The 17,246-nt window shown below is 71.7% G+C and carries 15 protein-coding genes; 10 read left to right on the plus strand and 5 right to left on the minus strand.

Annotation, left to right across the window (positions count from 1 at the left end; genetic code table 11):
- The first annotated feature begins 44 nt into the window (after nucleotides 1-44).
- Nucleotides 45-2,627, plus strand: coding sequence for an aminopeptidase N (gene pepN / locus ACFV7R_RS07435; RefSeq protein ID WP_385260949.1), 2,583 nt, complete (start codon nucleotides 45-47; stop codon nucleotides 2,625-2,627).
- A gap of 60 nt (nucleotides 2,628-2,687) precedes the next feature.
- Here the strand turns inward: pepN and ACFV7R_RS07440 are convergent, their stop codons facing one another.
- On the minus strand, nucleotides 2,688-4,148 hold the full coding sequence (locus tag ACFV7R_RS07440) for an FAD-dependent monooxygenase (protein WP_385260951.1): 1,461 nt from the start codon (nucleotides 4,146-4,148) through the stop codon (nucleotides 2,688-2,690).
- 129 nt (nucleotides 4,149-4,277) lie between these two features.
- Here ACFV7R_RS07440 and ACFV7R_RS07445 point away from each other — a divergent pair, with 129 nt between their 5' ends.
- Nucleotides 4,278-4,856 carry a TetR family transcriptional regulator gene (locus tag ACFV7R_RS07445; protein WP_385260954.1) on the plus strand — a complete coding sequence of 193 codons (579 nt, stop codon included), beginning with the start codon at nucleotides 4,278-4,280 and terminating at the stop codon, nucleotides 4,854-4,856.
- A 131-nt stretch (nucleotides 4,857-4,987) separates the two neighbouring features.
- Here ACFV7R_RS07445 and ACFV7R_RS07450 read toward each other — a convergent pair whose 3' ends face one another.
- The 3 genes from ACFV7R_RS07450 to ACFV7R_RS07460 form a co-directional block, all read right to left on the minus strand.
- Nucleotides 4,988-5,263, minus strand: a complete 276-nt coding sequence (locus tag ACFV7R_RS07450; protein WP_385260956.1) for a hypothetical protein — start codon at nucleotides 5,261-5,263, stop codon at nucleotides 4,988-4,990.
- A gap of 69 nt (nucleotides 5,264-5,332) precedes the next feature.
- On the minus strand, nucleotides 5,333-7,423 hold the full coding sequence (gene malQ, locus ACFV7R_RS07455) for a 4-alpha-glucanotransferase (protein ID WP_385260959.1): 2,091 nt from the start codon (nucleotides 7,421-7,423) through the stop codon (nucleotides 5,333-5,335).
- Nucleotides 7,424-7,645: a hypothetical protein gene (locus tag ACFV7R_RS07460; protein ID WP_385260962.1), complete on the minus strand. Its 222-nt coding sequence runs from the start codon at nucleotides 7,643-7,645 to the stop codon at nucleotides 7,424-7,426. It lies immediately after the preceding gene.
- Between the two features lie 194 nt (nucleotides 7,646-7,839).
- On the opposite strand from ACFV7R_RS07460, the gene ACFV7R_RS07465 reads away from it, so the two are divergent.
- Genes ACFV7R_RS07465 through ACFV7R_RS07475 form a run of 3 tightly spaced genes read left to right on the plus strand, consistent with a single transcriptional unit; the run spans nucleotide 7,840 to nucleotide 10,399 of the window.
- Nucleotides 7,840-8,373 (plus strand): PadR family transcriptional regulator, encoded by a 534-nt coding sequence (locus ACFV7R_RS07465; RefSeq protein WP_385260965.1) that lies wholly within the window; start codon nucleotides 7,840-7,842, stop codon nucleotides 8,371-8,373.
- Nucleotides 8,370-9,056: an ABC transporter ATP-binding protein gene (locus ACFV7R_RS07470; RefSeq protein ID WP_385260968.1), complete on the plus strand. Its 687-nt coding sequence runs from the start codon at nucleotides 8,370-8,372 to the stop codon at nucleotides 9,054-9,056. The genes ACFV7R_RS07465 and ACFV7R_RS07470 overlap by 4 nt, the downstream gene beginning before the upstream one ends.
- The gene (locus ACFV7R_RS07475) at nucleotides 9,053-10,399 is read left to right on the plus strand and encodes an FtsX-like permease family protein (protein WP_385260970.1); all 1,347 of its coding nucleotides are present in this window, start codon (nucleotides 9,053-9,055) and stop codon (nucleotides 10,397-10,399) included. The genes ACFV7R_RS07470 and ACFV7R_RS07475 overlap by 4 nt, the downstream gene beginning before the upstream one ends.
- A gap of 94 nt (nucleotides 10,400-10,493) precedes the next feature.
- Here ACFV7R_RS07475 and ACFV7R_RS07480 read toward each other — a convergent pair whose 3' ends face one another.
- Nucleotides 10,494-11,030, minus strand: a complete 537-nt coding sequence (locus ACFV7R_RS07480; protein ID WP_224738406.1) for an HNH endonuclease — start codon at nucleotides 11,028-11,030, stop codon at nucleotides 10,494-10,496.
- A 383-nt stretch (nucleotides 11,031-11,413) separates the two neighbouring features.
- On the opposite strand from ACFV7R_RS07480, the gene ACFV7R_RS07485 reads away from it, so the two are divergent.
- From ACFV7R_RS07485 to ACFV7R_RS07505, 5 genes are all read left to right on the plus strand, one after another.
- Entirely contained in the window at nucleotides 11,414-12,505 is a 1,092-nt protein-coding gene (locus tag ACFV7R_RS07485; protein WP_385260973.1) for a mechanosensitive ion channel family protein, read from the plus strand.
- A 135-nt stretch (nucleotides 12,506-12,640) separates the two neighbouring features.
- Nucleotides 12,641-13,264: a Uma2 family endonuclease gene (locus ACFV7R_RS07490; protein WP_385260975.1), complete on the plus strand. Its 624-nt coding sequence runs from the start codon at nucleotides 12,641-12,643 to the stop codon at nucleotides 13,262-13,264.
- Between the two features lie 100 nt (nucleotides 13,265-13,364).
- Nucleotides 13,365-14,624 carry a 6-phospho-beta-glucosidase gene (locus ACFV7R_RS07495; protein ID WP_385260978.1) on the plus strand — a complete coding sequence of 420 codons (1,260 nt, stop codon included), beginning with the start codon at nucleotides 13,365-13,367 and terminating at the stop codon, nucleotides 14,622-14,624.
- Nucleotides 14,615-15,586, plus strand: coding sequence for an N-acetylglucosamine kinase (locus ACFV7R_RS07500; RefSeq protein WP_385260981.1), 972 nt, complete (start codon nucleotides 14,615-14,617; stop codon nucleotides 15,584-15,586). Before ACFV7R_RS07495 ends, ACFV7R_RS07500 begins: the two co-directional genes overlap by 10 nt.
- A 191-nt stretch (nucleotides 15,587-15,777) precedes the next feature.
- On the plus strand, nucleotides 15,778-17,238 hold the full coding sequence (locus ACFV7R_RS07505) for a hypothetical protein (protein ID WP_385260982.1): 1,461 nt from the start codon (nucleotides 15,778-15,780) through the stop codon (nucleotides 17,236-17,238).
- The last annotated feature ends 8 nt before the right edge of the window (nucleotides 17,239-17,246 follow it).

Raw genomic sequence — 17,246 nt, forward strand, 5'->3', positions numbered from 1 at the left:
CGTGGAAGGATGGCGCAACCGACACATAACGAGGAGATGACCGCGTGCCTGGCACAAACCTGACTCGCGAAGAGGCGCAGCAGCGGGCGAAGCTGCTCACCGTTGACTCGTACGAGATCGATCTCGACCTCTCCGGCGCGCAGGAGGGCGGCACCTACCGGTCCGTGACCACGGTGCGCTTCGATGTCGCAGAGAACGGCGCCGACTCCTTCATCGATCTCGTGGCCCCGACCGTCCACGAGATCACCCTGAACGGCGACCCGCTCGTCCCCGACGAGGTGTTCAAGGACTCGCGGATCGCCCTGCCGGCACTGCTGGAGGGGCGCAACATCCTCCGGGTCGTCGCCGACTGCGCGTACACGAACACCGGCGAGGGCCTGCACAAGTTCATCGACCCGGTCGACAACCAGGCCTACCTCTACACCCAGTTCGAGGTCCCCGACGCCCGCCGCGTCTTCGCGTCCTTCGAGCAGCCGGACCTGAAGGCGACCTTCCAGTTCACCGTGCGTGCGCCGGAGGGCTGGACCGTCATCTCCAACTCGCCCACCCCCGAGCCCAAGGACAACGTCTGGGTCTTCGAGCCGACCCCGCGGATCTCGACGTACATCACCGCCCTGATCGTCGGCCCGTACCACTCCGTGCACAGCGTGTACGAGAAGGACGGCCAGAGCGTCCCCCTCGGCATCTACTGCCGTCCCTCCCTCGCCGAGTACCTCGACTCGGACGCGATCTTCGAGGTCACCCGGCAGGGCTTCGCCTGGTTCCAGGAGAAGTTCGACTACGCGTACCCGTTCAAGAAGTACGACCAGCTGTTCGTGCCGGAGTTCAACGCGGGCGCGATGGAGAACGCGGGCGCGGTGACCATCCGCGACCAGTACGTCTTCCGGTCGAAGGTGACGGACGCGGCGTACGAGACGCGCGCCGAGACCATCCTGCACGAGCTGGCCCACATGTGGTTCGGTGACCTGGTCACCATGGAGTGGTGGAACGACCTGTGGCTGAACGAGTCGTTCGCCACGTACACGTCGATCGCCTGCCAGGCGGCCGCCCCCGAGTCGCGCTGGCCGCACGCGTGGACGACCTTCGCCAACTCCATGAAGACCTGGGCGTACCGGCAGGACCAGCTGCCGTCCACGCACCCGATCATGGCCGAGATCCGCGACCTGGACGACGTGCTCGTCAACTTCGACGGCATCACGTACGCCAAGGGCGCGAGCGTACTGAAGCAGCTCGTCGCCTACGTCGGTGAGGACGAGTTCTTCCGCGGCGTGCAGGCCTACTTCAAGCGGCACGAGTACGGCAACACCCGCCTGTCCGATCTGCTGGGCGCCCTGGAGGAGACCTCCGGCCGGGACCTGAAGACCTGGTCGAAGAAGTGGCTGGAGACCGCCGGCATCAACATCCTGCACCCGGAGATCGAGACGGACGCCGACGGTGTCATCACGTCCTTCGCGATCCGCCAGGAGGCCCCCGCCCTGCCCGCCGGCGCCAAGGGCGAGCCGGTCCTGCGCCCGCACCGCATCGCGGTCGGCCTGTACGACCTCGACGAGGACAGCGGCAAGCTGATCCGGGACGACGACGGCGGACGGATCGAGCTGGACATCGACGGTGAGCTGACCGCCGTACCGCACCTGGCCGGCCGGCGCCGACCCGCGGTGATCCTGCTCAACGACGACGACCTGTCGTACGCCAAGGTCCGCCTGGACGAGCAGTCGCTGGCGTTCGTGACCGAGCACCTGGGCGACTTCTCGGCGTCGATGCCACGGGCGCTGTGCTGGGCGTCGGCGTGGGACATGACGCGCGACGCCGAGCTCGCCACGCGGGACTACCTCTCCCTGGTCCTGTCGGGCATCGCCAAGGAGTCCGACATCGGCGTCGTGCAGTCGCTGCAGCGGCAGGTGAAGCTGGCCATCGACCTGTACGCCGCCCCGTCCACCCGCGAGGCGCTGCTCACCCGCTGGACCGACGCCACGCTGGCGCATCTGCGGGCAGCCGAGCCGGGCAGCGACCACCAGCTGGCGTGGGCGCGGGCATTCGCGGCGACCTCGCGCACGCCGGAGCAGCTGGACCTGCTGGAGGCGCTGCTGGACGGTTCGCAGACGATCGAGGGCCTGGTCGTGGACACCGAGCTGCGCTGGGCGTTCGTCCAGCGGCTGGCCGCGGTGGGCCGCTTCGACGAGGCGGAGATCGCGGGCGAGTACGAGCGGGACAGGACGGCAGCGGGTGAGCGGCACGCGGCGACCGCCCGGGCCGCGCGTCCGACGCCGGAGGCCAAGGCGGAGGCCTGGGCCTCGGTCGTGGACTCCGACAAGCTCCCGAACGCCGTCCAGGAGGCGGTGATCAGCGGTTTCGTCCAGACCGACCAGCGTGAACTGCTCGCCCCGTACACCGACAAGTACTTCGAGTCGGTCAAGGACGTGTGGGAGTCCCGCTCGCACGAGATCGCCCAGCAGATCGCGGTCGGCCTGTACCCGGCGGTCCAGGTCTCGGAGGAGACCCTGCGCAAGACGGATGCCTGGCTGTCCTCGGCCGAGCCGAACGCGGCCCTGCGCCGGCTCGTCTCGGAGTCGCGCGCGGGCATCGAGCGTGCGCTGAAGGCCCGGGCGGCGGACGCCGCGGCCGCGTAGCCGGTGCGAAAAGGCGGGTGACCGGTCCGGTCACCCGCCCCTTCGGCGATGGCAGAGCGCTCAGCGTCCGAGCGCGGCGGTCAGGGCCGTCTCCACGGCCGTGGCGTCCGCGTTCTCCGCCGCCCAGGCCACGTAGCCGTCGGGGCGGACCAGGACGGTCGTACGCCGGTCGCCTGCCCAGCTCTCCACGGTCAGGCGGTTCGTGCGGTCGCCGGACTCCTCGTAGGACCCGGCGGGGGTGATGAGGACGAAGCGGCCGCCGCGCAGGGCCTCGTAGAGGCGGCCGTTCTTGAGGGCGACGTCCGGGATGCGGGTGCCGGTCAGGCGGTGGGAGCCGCGGGGAGCCGCGTACTTGTAGCCGATGCCGGAGATCTGGGCCAGGGCCTTTTGCTGGGCGGGGCGGGCCAGGTTGACGAAGGCCGAGACGAGAGCGCGTGCTGCGCGCAGTACGGGGCTGTGCGCCCGCGCGAGCCGGACCAGCCCGCCGCTGCTGCGCAGCACCGCCTTGCCGACCGGGTGGCGCTCGGCCTCGTACGTGTCCAGGAGGCCCTCCGGCGCCCAGCCCTGGACGGCCGCGGCGAGCTTCCAGCCGAGGTTGGCCGCGTCCTGCAGGCCGGTGTTCATGCCCTGACCGCCGGCCGGGGAGTGGATGTGCGCGGCGTCGCCGGCGAGGAACACCCGGCCGACCCGGTACTTGGGCGCCTGGCGCTCGTCGCTGTGGAAGCGGGACAGCCAGCGGGCGTCGTGCATGCCGTAGTCGGTGCCCAGGGCGCGGCGGGTGATCTCCTTGACCTCGTCGAGGTCGAGCGGGGCGTCGTCGGACACCTCGTGGCGACGGTTCCAGCCCATGACGCGGTACCAGCCGTCGCCGAAGGAGGCGATCATCGCGAAGGCGTCGCCCTCGCCGTTGACGGTGAGCACGCCCTCGGGCTGCTGCGCGAGCCGGACGTCCGCCAGGATCAGGGACCTGATGACGGAGACGCCGGGGAACGGCAGGCCGATCGCCTCCCGTACAGCGCTGCGATGGCCGTCCGCGCCGACGACATACGCCGCGCGGTGGGTCACGACCGTCCCGTCCGAGCCGCGTACGTCGAGGTCGACGCCGGTGTCGTCCTGTCGCAGCCCCACGACCTCGCTCTCGTGGGCGAATTCGACCCCGAGCTCGCGGGCCCGCCGCTCCAGCAGCCGCTCGACCTCGTACTGCGGGGTGATGAGCAGGAACGGGAAGCGGGACGGCAGCGTGCCCAGGTCGAGGGCCAGGCGGCGGAAGAGTCGCAGTTCGGTGATGGTGGCGCCGGTGTCGATCAGCGGGTCGGCGAGGCCGCGGGCGTCGAGCTGCTCCAGGGTGCGGGCGTGCACACCGAAGGCGCGGGAGAGGTTGCTGATCTTGCGGGGGCGCCTTTCGAGGAGGGTGACGGGGACGCCGGCGGCGGCGAGGTCACCGGCCAGGAGCAGGCCGGTGGGGCCGGCGCCGACGACGATGACGGAGCGGGGGGTGCTGGTGCCGAGGTTGCCGTTCATTTTGACCTCCTGGGTGCCAACGCTTGTTGGCCAACGTCTGTTGGTCAACGCTTGTTGGCAACAGTAGGGCGCAGCGGCCGGAGATGTCAACGCTTGTTGGCCTACTTGTGTTGGCCTACGCTTGTTGGCATGAACGACAGCGACTCCAAGCCCGCCTCCCGCCGCTCCGACGCAACCCGCACCGCCATCCTCGACGCCGCCCGCGAGCGCTTCGCCGCCGACGGATACGAGCGGGCCACCATCCGGGCCATCGCCAGGGACGCGAACATCGACCCGTCGATGGTGATGCGCTACTACGGCAACAAGGAAGGCCTCTTCGCCGCGGCCGTCGCCATCGATCTCCAGCTGCCCGACCTCGGCGCGTTCCCCCGCGACGACGTCGGCCGCGCCCTCGTGACGCACTTCCTCGACATGTGGGAGGAGAACGAGGTGCTCACGGCCCTGCTCCGGGTCGGGGTGACCAACCAGGCCGGGGCCGAGCGGATGCAGGGCATCTTCCGGGACCAGTTGCTGCCGACCGCGCACCACGTCTGCCCCGACCCGGAACAAGTACCGATCCGGGCCGCACTCTGCGCGGCGCAGGTGCTCGGGCTGGCGCTCACCCGCTACGTCCTGCGGCTCCCGCCGGTCGTGGCGCTGGTCCGCGAGGAGATCGTGGCCTGGCTGGCACCGACGCTTCAGCGCTACCTCACCGCACCGAGCCCGTGAGCCCCTGAGTCACGCCCACGGAAACATGCCGAGGGCGCCGTTCCCGTCGGCGTACAGCGCTGTGCGCGTGCGTACGACGACGGGGACGGCGCCCTCGGGAGGTGCGCGGCGGGCTCGTGCGGAGCCCTGCGTCAGGCCTTCGAGCCGGCCTTGGTCGTGATGTTGGTGCTGGTCGTGTCCTTCTGCTTGTGCGACTTGTCCAGGACCATCACCAGCCCGGCGATGACCGCGAACAGCGCGAGCGGGGCAATGACGAACAGCCCCAGCGTCTCGATGACGCTCAGGCCCGTGCCGGGGTCGTCACCGTCGTCCGGGGTGAGCGCGAGCGCGGGGGACGTCATGAGCAGCATCATCAGCGTCGTACCGGCAGCCAGGGCGCCGGCGCGCGGGGCGTTCTTCTTGTCCACGGTGCCAACGTATCCAACGCCGGTTTGATACGCGCGTCCGGGGTGCCCTATGAGACCGGCGTCGGCTGATCAACACCGACCGACGTTCCCCCGCAGCACCTCGGCCAGCGCATGCAGCCGCGCCGACCCCGCCAGGTCCTCCAACGTCACCGGCCTCCCCTCCGCGTCCGCCACCGGCAGCCGCCAGTTCGGGTACTCGTCCCACGTCCCGGGAAGGTTCTGCGGGCGCCGGTCACCGACCCCGTCCGGCAGCCATACGCCGATCATCCGGGCGGGGGTGCGCAGCAGGAAGCGGTGGACGGCCTGGATCTCGGCCTCCTCCTCCGACGTAACCAGACCGCCGCCCGTGCCCCGCAGCAGGCCGAGCCGGGTGAGCAGGGCCAGCCATTCGCCGGTGTCGGCGGCGGCTTCGGCGCGCTCCACGTCGAGGGGGCGGGTGAGCAGGCCCAGGCGGTCGCGGAGTTCGACGTGTTCGCCGGTGAGACGGGCCGCGGTCGGCGGCAGGTCGTGGGTGGTGGCGGTGGCGAGGCAGTCGGCGCGCCAGCGTTCGGGGGGCAGGGGCCGGCCGTCGCCGTCCCAGTCGCGTTCGAACCAGAGCACCGACGTGCCGAGCACCCCGCGGTCGCGCAGCGTCTCCCGTACGCCGGGCTCGACGGTCCCCAGGTCCTCGCCGATGACCAGCGCCCCGGCCCGCGAGGCCTCCAGCACCAGCACGGCGAGCATGGCCTCGGCGTCGTAGCGGACGTACGTCCCTTCCGTCGGCGGCAGTCCGCGCGGCACCCACCACAGCCGGAACAGTCCCATCACGTGGTCGATGCGCAGCGCGCCGGCGTACCGGAACAGGCCCCGGAGCAGGCCCCGGAAGGGGGCGTAGCCCGCGGCGGCGAGCCGGTCCGGGCGCCAGGGCGGCAGGCCCCAGTCCTGGCCGCGGGCGTTGAAGGCGTCCGGCGGGGCGCCCACGGACATCCCGGCGGCGAAGTACTGCTGCTGCGCCCAGGCGTCGGCGCCCTGGGGGTGCACGCCGACCGCGAGGTCGTGCACGATCCCGACCGGCATGCCCGCCTCGCGCGCACTGTGCTGGGCGGCGGTCAGCTGGGTGTCGGTGAGCCAGGCGAGGTACGAGAAGAAGTCGACGCGGCCCATCAACTCGCCGCGGGCGCGGGCGGTTTCCGTCGAGCGCGGGTCGCGCAGACCGGCGGGCCACCGGTGCCAGTCCGGGCCGTGCACCTCGGCCAGGGCGCACCAGGTGGCGTGGTCCTCCAGTGCCTGGCCCTGCTCGGCGAGGTAGTCGCAGTAGGCGACGCGTCTGCCGGGGCCGAGGGGCACGTCGCGCAGGAGCTCCAGCGCCTCCCGTTTCAGCTCCCACACCGCGTCGCGGTCGATCAACGCGCCCTTCTCCAGCACCGTTTCCCGCAGCCGTTCGGCCCGCTCGGTCAGCGCCCGCACACGCTCGCGGTCCCCGATGTACGCGAACTCGGGGACGGCCTCGACGCGCAGGTGGACGGGGTCGGGGAAGCGGCGGGAGGAGGGGCGGTAGGGGGAGGGGTCGGTGGGGGCGCCGGGCACGGCCGCGTGCAGCGGGTTGACCTGGACGAATCCGACGCCGAGGGCGCGGCCGGCCCAGGCGGTGAGTTCCGCGAGGTCACCGGCGTCACCCATGCCCCAGGAGCGGTGCGACAGGAGGGAGTAGAGCTGGACGAGGAGTCCGTACGAGCGTCCCGTGGGCGTGGGCAGGCGGGCCGGGGCGACGACCAGGTGGGTCTCGGCCGTACGGCCGTCAGGGGCCACGGCCGTCAACCGGTGGATGCCGAGTGGGAGTTGCTCGGCGGAGGCGCGGGTCTCGCCCTGCTCGGTCTCGATCCGCAGCCGGGTTCCCGCGGGCAGCGTCGCGAGGGCGTCCGGCGCGGCGGTGCCCCAGCACACCACCGTCGGCGGCAGCAGCCGTTCGTCCAGTTCCCGGCGCCGGGCGGCGAGCGCGGTGCGCACGGCCTCGGGGGTGCCGGCGTCGACGCCGAGGGCGCCCAGGGTGCGGACGACCGCGGCAGCCGAGGCGGTGACCGTACGGTCCGGGGAGGGACTGTAGGAGGTGGCGACGCCGTGCAGCTCGGCGAGCCTGCACAGGTCTTCGTCGGGGGGTTCGCCCGGGCGGGATGCGGTCATCTACGGCCTCGTGGTGTCGGCGTCCGGGGCGGCGAGCGGCGGCTCGCTGGTGAGGGGCTCGGCGTCGGGCAGCGGGGGCTCGCTGGTCAGCGGGGCCTGGGCGCAGGCTCCTTCCGCGCTGAACATGCACAGATGGAGGTCCTCGGCGTGGGCGGAGAGGTCCGCCGGGCGTTTGGAGCGTTCGGACAGGGCCGAGAGCAGCAGGTGTGCGGATGCGGCCACGGTGGCCTCCTTGTTCGGCAACGGGTTCATCGCAGCCCTACCCAGCGAACGCGAAGCCAGACGCCCCACGACCGACAATGCCCTTCTCGTCACATTCGTGCGTTCCGGTGGCGAACCGAGCCTGCTCAGACCGTCCGGTTTTTTTCCGTGCCAACTATTCACTCAGTACATGTACTCAGTACATAATGATCTCCATGAGCACCCGCCACATCCTGCTCGGACTGCTCGCCACGGGTCCCAGCCACGGCTACGACCTGAAGCGACGGCACGACGAGCGCTTCCCACAGGCTCGTCCGCTGGCCTACGGGCAGGTGTACACGACCCTGCAACGCCTGGTCCGCGACGGTCTCGCGGAGGTCGACGGCACCGACTCGGACGGCGGCCCCGAGCGCACCAAGTACCGCTCGACGGCCGACGGAGAGCGCGAACTGGCCCACTGGGCCGGGGAGGTCGCCCCGCCCGCGCCGTTCGTCACGAACGAGATCTTCGCCAAGGTCGTCGTCTCGATCCTGTCCGGCGGCGATCCCGCCGCCTATCTGCACGCCCAGCGCACCGCCCATATGGAGCGCATGCGGCAGCTCACGGCGGTCAAGACCGGCCCGGGCGCCGACCTCGCGACCGTTCTCTCGGCGGACTACGCCCTCAACCACCTCGACGCCGACCTCCGTTGGATGACCACCACGGCGGCCCGGCTCACCACCCTGACCGCGGAGGTCGACTCAGCATGAGCAACCCAGTGCCGCTGCTCGCGGCCCGTGACCTCACCAAGGCGCACGGCAGGACCGAGGCCCTGCGCGGCGCCTCGGTCGAACTGCAGGCCGGCGAGATACTCGCCGTCACCGGCGCCAGCGGCAGCGGAAAGTCGACGCTGCTGCACTGCCTCGCCGGGATCGTCCGGCCCGACGGGGGCTCGGTGTCGTACGGCGAGGAGCACATCGACCGACTTCCGGAGCGGCGGCTCAGCGAGCTCAGGCGCACCGAGTTCGGTGTGGTGTTCCAGTTCGGGCAGCTGATCCCCGAGCTCACGGCCCTGGACAACGTGGCGCTGCCGCTGATGCTGGGCGGCGCCGGGCGCAGACAGGCGCAGGAGCGGGCGGGCGAGTGGCTGGAGCGGTTCGGGGTGCGCGGGCAGGGCGCGCTGCGGCCGGGCGAGATGAGCGGCGGGCAGGCGCAGCGGGCCTCACTGGCCCGCGCCCTGGTCACCGGGCCGAAGGTCGTCTTCGCGGACGAGCCGACGGGCGCGCTGGACTCGCTGGCGAGCGAGCAGGTGATGACGGCCCTGGTGCACACGGCCCGCGAGTCCGGCACGTCGGTGCTGCTGATCACGCACGATGCGCAGGTGGCGGCGTACGCGGACCGCGAGGTGACGCTGAGCGACGGGACCGTGGCTCGCGCGGAGGTGGCCGCATGAGGGCCGAGATCCGGCTGGCCTGGCTGCTCACGCGGGGATCCGACCGGCGCGAGTGGTGGCGGGTCGCGCTGACGGCGTTCGGCGCGCTGCTCGCTACCGGGTTCGCGCTGGCGGCGGTGACGCTGGCCGCGCTGCGCGGCCACCATCGGGTGCCGTTCGCGAACGGACTGCTGGACAACCAGGGCGAGCGTGGGGGTGTGGTCGTCGCGCTGCTGCTTCTGCTGATCCCGGTCTTCGGGTTCCTCGGCCAGTGCGCCCGGATCGGCGCGGTCCACCGGGACCGGCGGCTGGCCGGGCTGCGGCTGGCCGGCGCCTCGCCGTGGCAGGTGCGGCGGATCGCGGCTACCGAGGCGGGGCTGGCCTGCCTGGTGGGCTCGGCGGTCGGGACGGTGTTCTCGGTGCTGCTTCTGCTGGTGGCGTGGGAGGTGCCGAGCGGCTACGCGTGGGCCGGGATCGCGGTGGTGGCGGCGGCCGTGCCGGTGACCGGTGCCCTGGTGAGCGTGCTGGCGCTGCGCCGGGTGGTGGCCTCGCCGCTGGGCCGGGTACGCCGGGTGCGGCCGCAGTCCCGTCCGGGGGTGATGTTCCTGCTGGCGGTACTGCTGTTCGCGGGGGTGGCGCTCGGGTCGTACGCCGTCGTGTCCGACTCGGGCAACCGGTCCACCCCCTCCGCGCCCCTGCTGGTCTTCACCCTGCTGATCGTGACGGGGACGGCCGCACTGTGGCTGGTCGGCGCCACCGCCCGGCTGACCGGACGGCTGCTCGCGTCGCGCACCGACCGCCCGGCGGTGCTGATCGCGGCGGAACGGCTGCGCGACGACCCGTGGGCGGCCGCCCGTACGCATGCGGCGGTGCTGCTGGTGACGATGGTGGGGACGGCCTTCGTGGGAATCCGGCAGGTGCTGCTGGAGGTACTGCACTCGGACAAGCAGCTGTCCGAGGACGCCTCCTACTACACCACCGGCCTCGACCTGACGGCCGCCGCCATCGCCGTGGCCCTCGCGATCACGCTCTCCTCGCTCGCCGTCGGCACGGCCGAGTCCCTGGCCACCCGCCGCCGGGGGCTGGCCGCGCAGGCCGCCGCCGGGGTGCCGCAGGCGGTGCTCGGCCAGGCTCTGCTGCTGGAGACCGCGCTGCCGCTGGCACCGGCGGTGCTCCTCGCGGGCGCCGGAGGCATGGCGATCGGCACCGGGTACGCCGGCTTCGCCGACGGCGGCGGCTGGTCGACGCCGTGGGCCGCGCTGCTGGTGCCGGCCGGCGTGTACGCCGCCTGCCTGCTGGCGGCGGTCACCTCCCTGCCGCTGCTGCGGCGGTCGGTGCGGCCGGGGGAGCTTCGGTACGCATAGGACAGGACAGGCCACGCCTACGGGACCGGGGTGACGGAGGTCTCCCCGGTCCCGTAGGCAGGCCCGCTGCCGGGACATGCAAAAGCCCGGATCGTCAGGCGGAAATGCCGTCGATCCGGGCCAAGGCGTCGTCCGCGCCGTACGGCTGCAAGTACGGCAGCCAGCGCGGATCCCTATGGCCGGTCCCGATGATGCGCCAGGCCAGGCCGGTGGGCGGGGCGGGTTTGTGCCGCAGCCGCCAGCCGATCTCGCCGAGGTGACGGTCGGCCTTGACGTGGTTGCAGCGACGGCAGGACGCAACCACGTTGTCCCAGACGTGCTTGCCCCCGCGTGAGCGCGGGATGACGTGGTCGACGCTGGTTGCGACGCCACCGCAGTACATGCACCGGCCCCCGTCGCGCGCGAACAGCGCTCGACGGGTCAATGGAACGGGTCCCCGATAGGGGACCCGGACGAATCGCTTGAGCCGGACCACGCTGGGTGCGGGGACTGTGACGGTTGCGCTGTGCATAAAGGCGCCGGACTCCTCGAGGCATACGGCCTTGTTCTCGAGGACGAGGACGAGCGCGCGGCGGAGCGGTACGACGCCGAGCGGCTCGTACGACGCGTTGAGGACCAGGACGTGCGGCACGGATGCCTCCTTGTACGCCGGCGGCGCGTGGCTCGCGCCGGGACGATCTGCAGTCAGTCTCCCCTCATGCCTGGTGAAAGCGCCACCATGTCCCGGTAACGGGCTGGGAGTGTTTTCGACCACATCCGATTCCTCCCCCGGATCACGACCACTTCATTCCCCCTCCTGGTGTCACTGCTCGTCCCACCTGGTGTTCGTCTGGTCTGTTCATCCCCACGGGGACGCCGTCTCTCCCTCGAACATCGCAACGATCCCCGCACGATGCCCCGATAGTGTGGTGAATCCGCCCGCCCGGTGACCTTTCCGTGACCTTGACCACCTTCACGACCTTGAACTGTGACCGCCGTACCGGGGGCGGACCGCTGCACCTGGAGGTACCTGCTGTGTCGCCCTTCTCGGACCTGCTCGCCGCCGGTTCGTCGCCGTCGCCGTCCCCGTCGGAGACGGCCCCGTCCGTTCCCTCTCTCCGGGACGCCCAGGAGAGTGCCACGAACGCCGCCGGCTGGGTCGAGGAGAACTGGTCGACCTGGCTCGCGATCGGCCTCAGGGTGCTGCTGATCGTGGTGATCGCGACGGTGCTGCGGGTGGCGGTACGGCGGGCGATCACCAAGCTGATAGACCGCATGAACCGCACCGTGCAGGCGGTGGACGGTACGGCGATCGGCGGTCTGCTGGTGAACGTGGAGCGCCGCCGGCAGCGTTCCCAGGCGATCGGCTCGGTGCTGCGCTCGGTGGCGAGCTTCCTGATCCTCGGCACCGCGGGCCTGATGATCCTCGCCACCTTCGAGATCAACCTGGCGCCGCTGCTGGCGTCCGCGGGTGTCGCGGGCGTCGCGATCGGTTTCGGCGCGCGCAACCTCGTCACGGACTTCCTGTCCGGCGTGTTCATGATCCTGGAGGACCAGTACGGCGTCGGCGACTCCATCGACGTGGGCGTCGCCTCGGGCGAGGTCGTCGAGGTCGGCCTGCGCGTGACCAAGCTGCGCGGCGACAACGGGGAGATCTGGTACGTCCGCAACGGCGAGGTCAAGCGCGTCGGCAACCTCTCCCAGGGCTGGGCCACGGCCGGCGTCGACGTCACGGTCCGCCCCTCGGAGGACCTCGACCACGTCAAGGCCGTGCTCACCGAGGTCGGCGAGGCGATGAGCAAGGAGGACCCCTGGAACGAGATGCTGTGGGGCCCGGTCGAGATCCTGGGCCTGGACAGCGTCCTGCTCGACTCGATGGTCGTCCGCGTCTCCGCCAGGACCATGCCGGGCAAGTCCCTCACCGTCGAACGCGAGCTGCGCTGGCGTATCAAGCGCCGTTTCGACAGCGAGGGCATCCGCATCGTCGGCGGCCTGCCGCTGCAGCAGGAGACGGAGGCGGACACCGACCCGACGGCGGGGATGGCGGCCCCGTCGGCGTACGCCAACACGACGTCCCCGCAGGCCCAGGCGGCCACGCCGCTGACGCCGCCGAGCGTGACGAAGTAGCGGAACGGTTCAGCACACTCGTTCGAGTGAACGGTCGGGCATTCCGGGATCGCACGTGAGCCGCGTACTCCATGGTTCTGCCGGGGCACCCAGCACGGGCGTAGCCTGGCAGCGACGCGACGAGGAGATTCAGCGATGACCGCCGACCCCATCCCGGAGCAGGCCGTGAAGCCGAAGCAGGACCCCATCGATCTGTTGATCGCGATCGAGGAGGCGTCCGTGGCGCCGACTCGGCCCGAGTACGTCGAGGGGATGGCCATCGTGCCGCCGCAACCGAACGACCACCACAACGACGGAGCCGGGGAGCTGTACTACCAGTTCCGAGCTGCCGGGGTCCGTCTGGCCGGCTTCAACAACGGCTACCGCGCCGCCCACAAGGACGGCAGCACCATGGCCTTGGTGGTCCCCGACTTCTATGTCCGCCGCCGTCGACCGTCCGAGCTCGACGAGGCTTACTCCAAGGCCAACAAGGGTTGGTACCCCATCGACATGCTCGCTCTGGTCGGCGAGATCACCTCCACCAACCATGAAACGGACACAGGCCCCAAACTCCGCGCCTACGCCGCTGCGGGCGTTCCGGTCTACGTCCTCATCGACCGTCACTCCAAGACGGCTCACTGCTACACAGACCCCGTCCTCCCCGGCGACGACCCCACCGAGGCCTACTACGCAACCGACGACAAGGTCAACTTCGGTGAGCCGCTCCCCCTGCCTACGCCCTACCCCACCCTGGATACCAAGCCCTTCGTCGACAACTGACCACCAGTTCCCTCCCGCCCCTGAGTAACGACTACGTTGCCCGGGGGCGTTCGCTGTTGACGCTCCATCGGCGCCTCGCCCAAAGGGGTTGACAGACCGTATGAAACTCACCGTCGTAGGCGGCGGCTCCACCTACACCCCCGAACTCGTCGACGGCTTCGCCCGGCTCAGGGACACCCTGCCCATCGAGGAACTGGTCCTCGTCGACCCGGCGGCGGACCGTCTGGACCTGGTGGGCGGCCTGGCCCGCCGTATCTTCGCCCGCCAGGGGCACGACGGGCGGGTCGTCACCACCTCCGACCTGGACGCGGGCGTCGAAGGCGCCGACGCGGTCCTGCTCCAGCTCCGCGTGGGCGGCCAGGCGGCCCGCGAGCAGGACGAGACCTGGCCGCTTCAGTGCGGCTGCGTCGGCCAGGAGACGACCGGCGCGGGCGGCCTGGCCAAGGCGCTGCGCACGGTCCCGGTCGTTCTCGACATCGCCGAACGGGTGCGTCGTACCAACCCCGACGCCTGGATCATCGACTTCACCAACCCCGTCGGCATCGTCACCCGTGCCCTGCTGAAGGCCGGTCACAAGGCGGTGGGGCTGTGCAATGTGGCGATCGGGCTCCAGCGGAAGTTCGCCGCACTGCTGGGCGTCGCCCCGGCCGACATCCACCTCGACCACGTGGGCCTCAACCACCTCACCTGGGAGACGGGCGTACGCGTGGACGGCGAGAACGTCCTGCCCGAGCTGCTCCGCGAGCACGGCGACGCGATCGCCGCGGACCTCCGGCTGCCGCGCGCCCTGCTGGACCGCCTGGGCGTGGTCCCCTCCTACTACCTGCGCTACTACTACGCGCACGACGAGGTCGTACGGGAGCTGCGCACCAAGCCCTCGCGGGCGGCCGAAGTGGCTGCGATGGAACGGGAGTTGTTGACGACGTACGGCGATCCCGCGCTCGACGAGAAGCCGGCGCTGCTGGCCCGGCGGGGCGGCGCCTACTACTCCGAGGCGGCGGTGGACCTGGCGGCGGCGCTGCTGAGCGGCGCGGGAAGCCCGTACCAGGTGGTGAACACCCTCAACCGGGGCACCCTGCCCTTCCTGCCGGACGACGCGGTGATCGAGGTGCAGGCGGCGGTGCGGGCCGAGGGCGGGCCGGCTCCGCTGCCCGTCGCCACCGTGGACCCCCTGTACGCGGGTCTCATGGCGAACGTGACGGTGTACGAGGACCTGGCGCTGGAGGCGGCCCTGCGCGGCGGCCGCGACCGGGTCTTCCGGGCGCTGCTCGCGCATCCCCTCATCGGCCAGTACGAGTACGCCGAGACCCTCACCGACCAGCTGATCGCACACAACCGGGAGCACCTCGCGTGGGCCTGACCGCAGCCGTCCTCGCCGTCGACGCGGGCAACAGCAAGACGGACGTCGCGGTCGTGGCGGCCGACGGAACCGTGCTCGCCGAGGCCCGCGGCGGCGGTTTCCGGCCGCCGGCCGTGGGTGTCGAGGCGGCGACGGACGCCCTCGCCGAGGCGGTGGAACGTGCCTGGGCCATGGCCGGAGTCACCTCCGTCACGCACGTCTCCGCCTGTCTCGCCAATGCCGACTTCCCCGTCGAGGAGGAGCGGTTGACGGCCGCGCTGCACACGCGCGCGTGGGGGACGACCGTCGAGGTGCGCAACGACACGTTCGCGATCCTGCGGGCCGGTGTCCCCGAGCCGCGCGGGGTGGCCGTCGTGTGCGGCGCGGGCATCAACTGCGTGGGCATGCGCCCCGACGGCCGCACCGCCCGTTTCCCTGCCGTCGGGCGTATCTCCGGGGACTGGGGCGGAGGTTGGGGACTCGCCGAGGAGGCGCTCTTCCACGCGGCCCGCGCGGAGGACGGGCGCGGCAGCCCCACCGAGCTGGCCCGGACCCTGCCCGCGCACTTCGGGCTGGACTCCGTGTACGCCCTGATCGAGGCACTGCACCTGGAGCGGCTGGAACCCGCGCGGCGCCACGAACTGACGCCGGTTCTGTTCGCCACGGCGGCCGGCGGCGACCCGGTCGCCCGTGCGATCGTCGACCGGCTCGCCGACGAGGTCGTGACCATGGCGACGGTGGCGCTGACCCGGCTGGACCTGCTGGCCGAGGAAACCCCGGTGCTGCTCGGTGGCAGCGTCCTCGCCGCCCGGCACGCCCGACTCGACGACCGCATCCGGGACTTGCTGGGCGCCCGGGCGCCGAAGGCCGTCCCCCGCGTGGTGACGGCGAGCCCGGTGCTGGGGGCGGCGCTGCTGGGGCTGGACCGGATCGGCGCGGGAGGGCGGGTGCAGGCGCGGCTGCGGGCGCACTTCGAGGGCTGACCGCCGGATCGGTGGAACCGAACCGATTCCACCGGCGTATTCATGGGCAGGGGGCGGTGCGGGGCGCTCCGCGGTGCGCCGAAATACGCTTCACCGCACTGCGATCCGATCAAGATCGGGGCAAGGCCGGTGCGGATGTCAGTCCCGGCAGCGATACTGGCGGCGACGGATGACCATGGGGGAGGTCAAGAGTGACACAACCGCCGAAAAGCAGCACGGCACCACCGGGCCCGGCGTCGGGCTCCGGCCTGCCCACGATGCCGGGCATCCCGCCGCAGCCCACCTCCACGGGCTCCCCCGCTTCCCCGGCACCCGCCGGGGAGCCGCCCCGCCGCACCGCGTTCGCCGAGGGCGTGGACCGGGTGCGCGCCGCCGCGACCACCGAGCCGGGCCGGCTGCGCATCATCGGCGCCGTCCTCGCCCTGCTGGTCGTCTCCTTCGGCGCGGTGACCGCCTGGCAGGCCACCGACCGGGCGTCCGCCGCCGACGACGTCCTGCACAAGAGCCAGCCCCTCAGCTCCGCCGCGGCCGACATCTACCGTTCCCTCGCCGACGCCAACACCGCGGCGTCCAGCGGTTTCCTGGCGGGCGGTCAGGAGACGAAGACCTCCCGCGACCGCTACGAGAGGGGCATCCGCACGGCGGCGGCCAAGCTCGTCACGGCCGCCAACAACTCCGACCCCGGCTCCCCGTCCGCCGCGACGATCGCCGAACTCAACCGGCTCCTGCCGCAGTACAAGGGCCTCATCGAACGCGCCCGCGCCAACAACCGCCAGGGCTACCCGCTCGGCGGCGCCTACCTGCGCTACGCGAACGACACGATGCAGAACGAGATGCTCCCGGCGGCCGAGGACCTCTACAAGTCGGAGAACGAGCGGCTGCGCGGCGACTACGCGGACGCCACGCCCTACCCGTGGGCGGCCATCGCCCTCGGCATCGTCGCCCTCGCGGCCCTCGCCTGGGCGCAGCACCGCAACTACCGGCGCACGAACCGGGTCCTGAACCACGGCCTGGTCGCCGCCGGCGCCGCCACCACCGTGGTCCTGCTCTGGCTCGTCGTCGGCCACAGTGTCGCCCGCGCCGGCCTCAACGACTCCTACGACCACGGCGTCCGCTCGCTGAACGTCCTGCACGACGCCCGCATCGCCTCCCTCAAGGCGCGTGGCAACGAGAACCTCACCCTGGTCAGCCGGGGTGCGGAGACGGTCGAGGTCAAGCCGGGCGAGTTCCAGGACAAGTTCGACGTCGCCTACAAGGAGTCGATGCAGGACCTGGCCGAGGGCCTCACCGCGGCGCAGTCCCTCGCCGACGACCGGTCCGGCGAGCAGCCCGTGCGGTCGGCGGTGGGCAACATGGACGAATGGCAGGACCGCCACCAGCAGGCCCGTGCCGCCGACGACGCGGGTGACTACCAGGCGGCGCTGAACAAGGTCATCGGCGCGAAGAGCGACAAACCCACGGGCGAGTGCTTCGACAACGTCGACAAGAACCTCGACACCGCCCTGAAGCACGAACAGCGTGAGTTCCAGCAGGCCGCGGGCGACGGCCTGGACGCGATGACCGGCCTGTCGGCCGGCGCGGCCGCCCCTGCGGTGCTGGGCGCGGCCGGCGCGGTGCTCGGCATCGGCCGCAGGCTTTCGGAGTACCGGTGAAAGGGGGC

The organism is Streptomyces sp. NPDC059866, assembly GCF_042731325.1.
Lineage (GTDB): Bacteria > Actinomycetota > Actinomycetes > Streptomycetales > Streptomycetaceae > Streptomyces > Streptomyces flavusporus.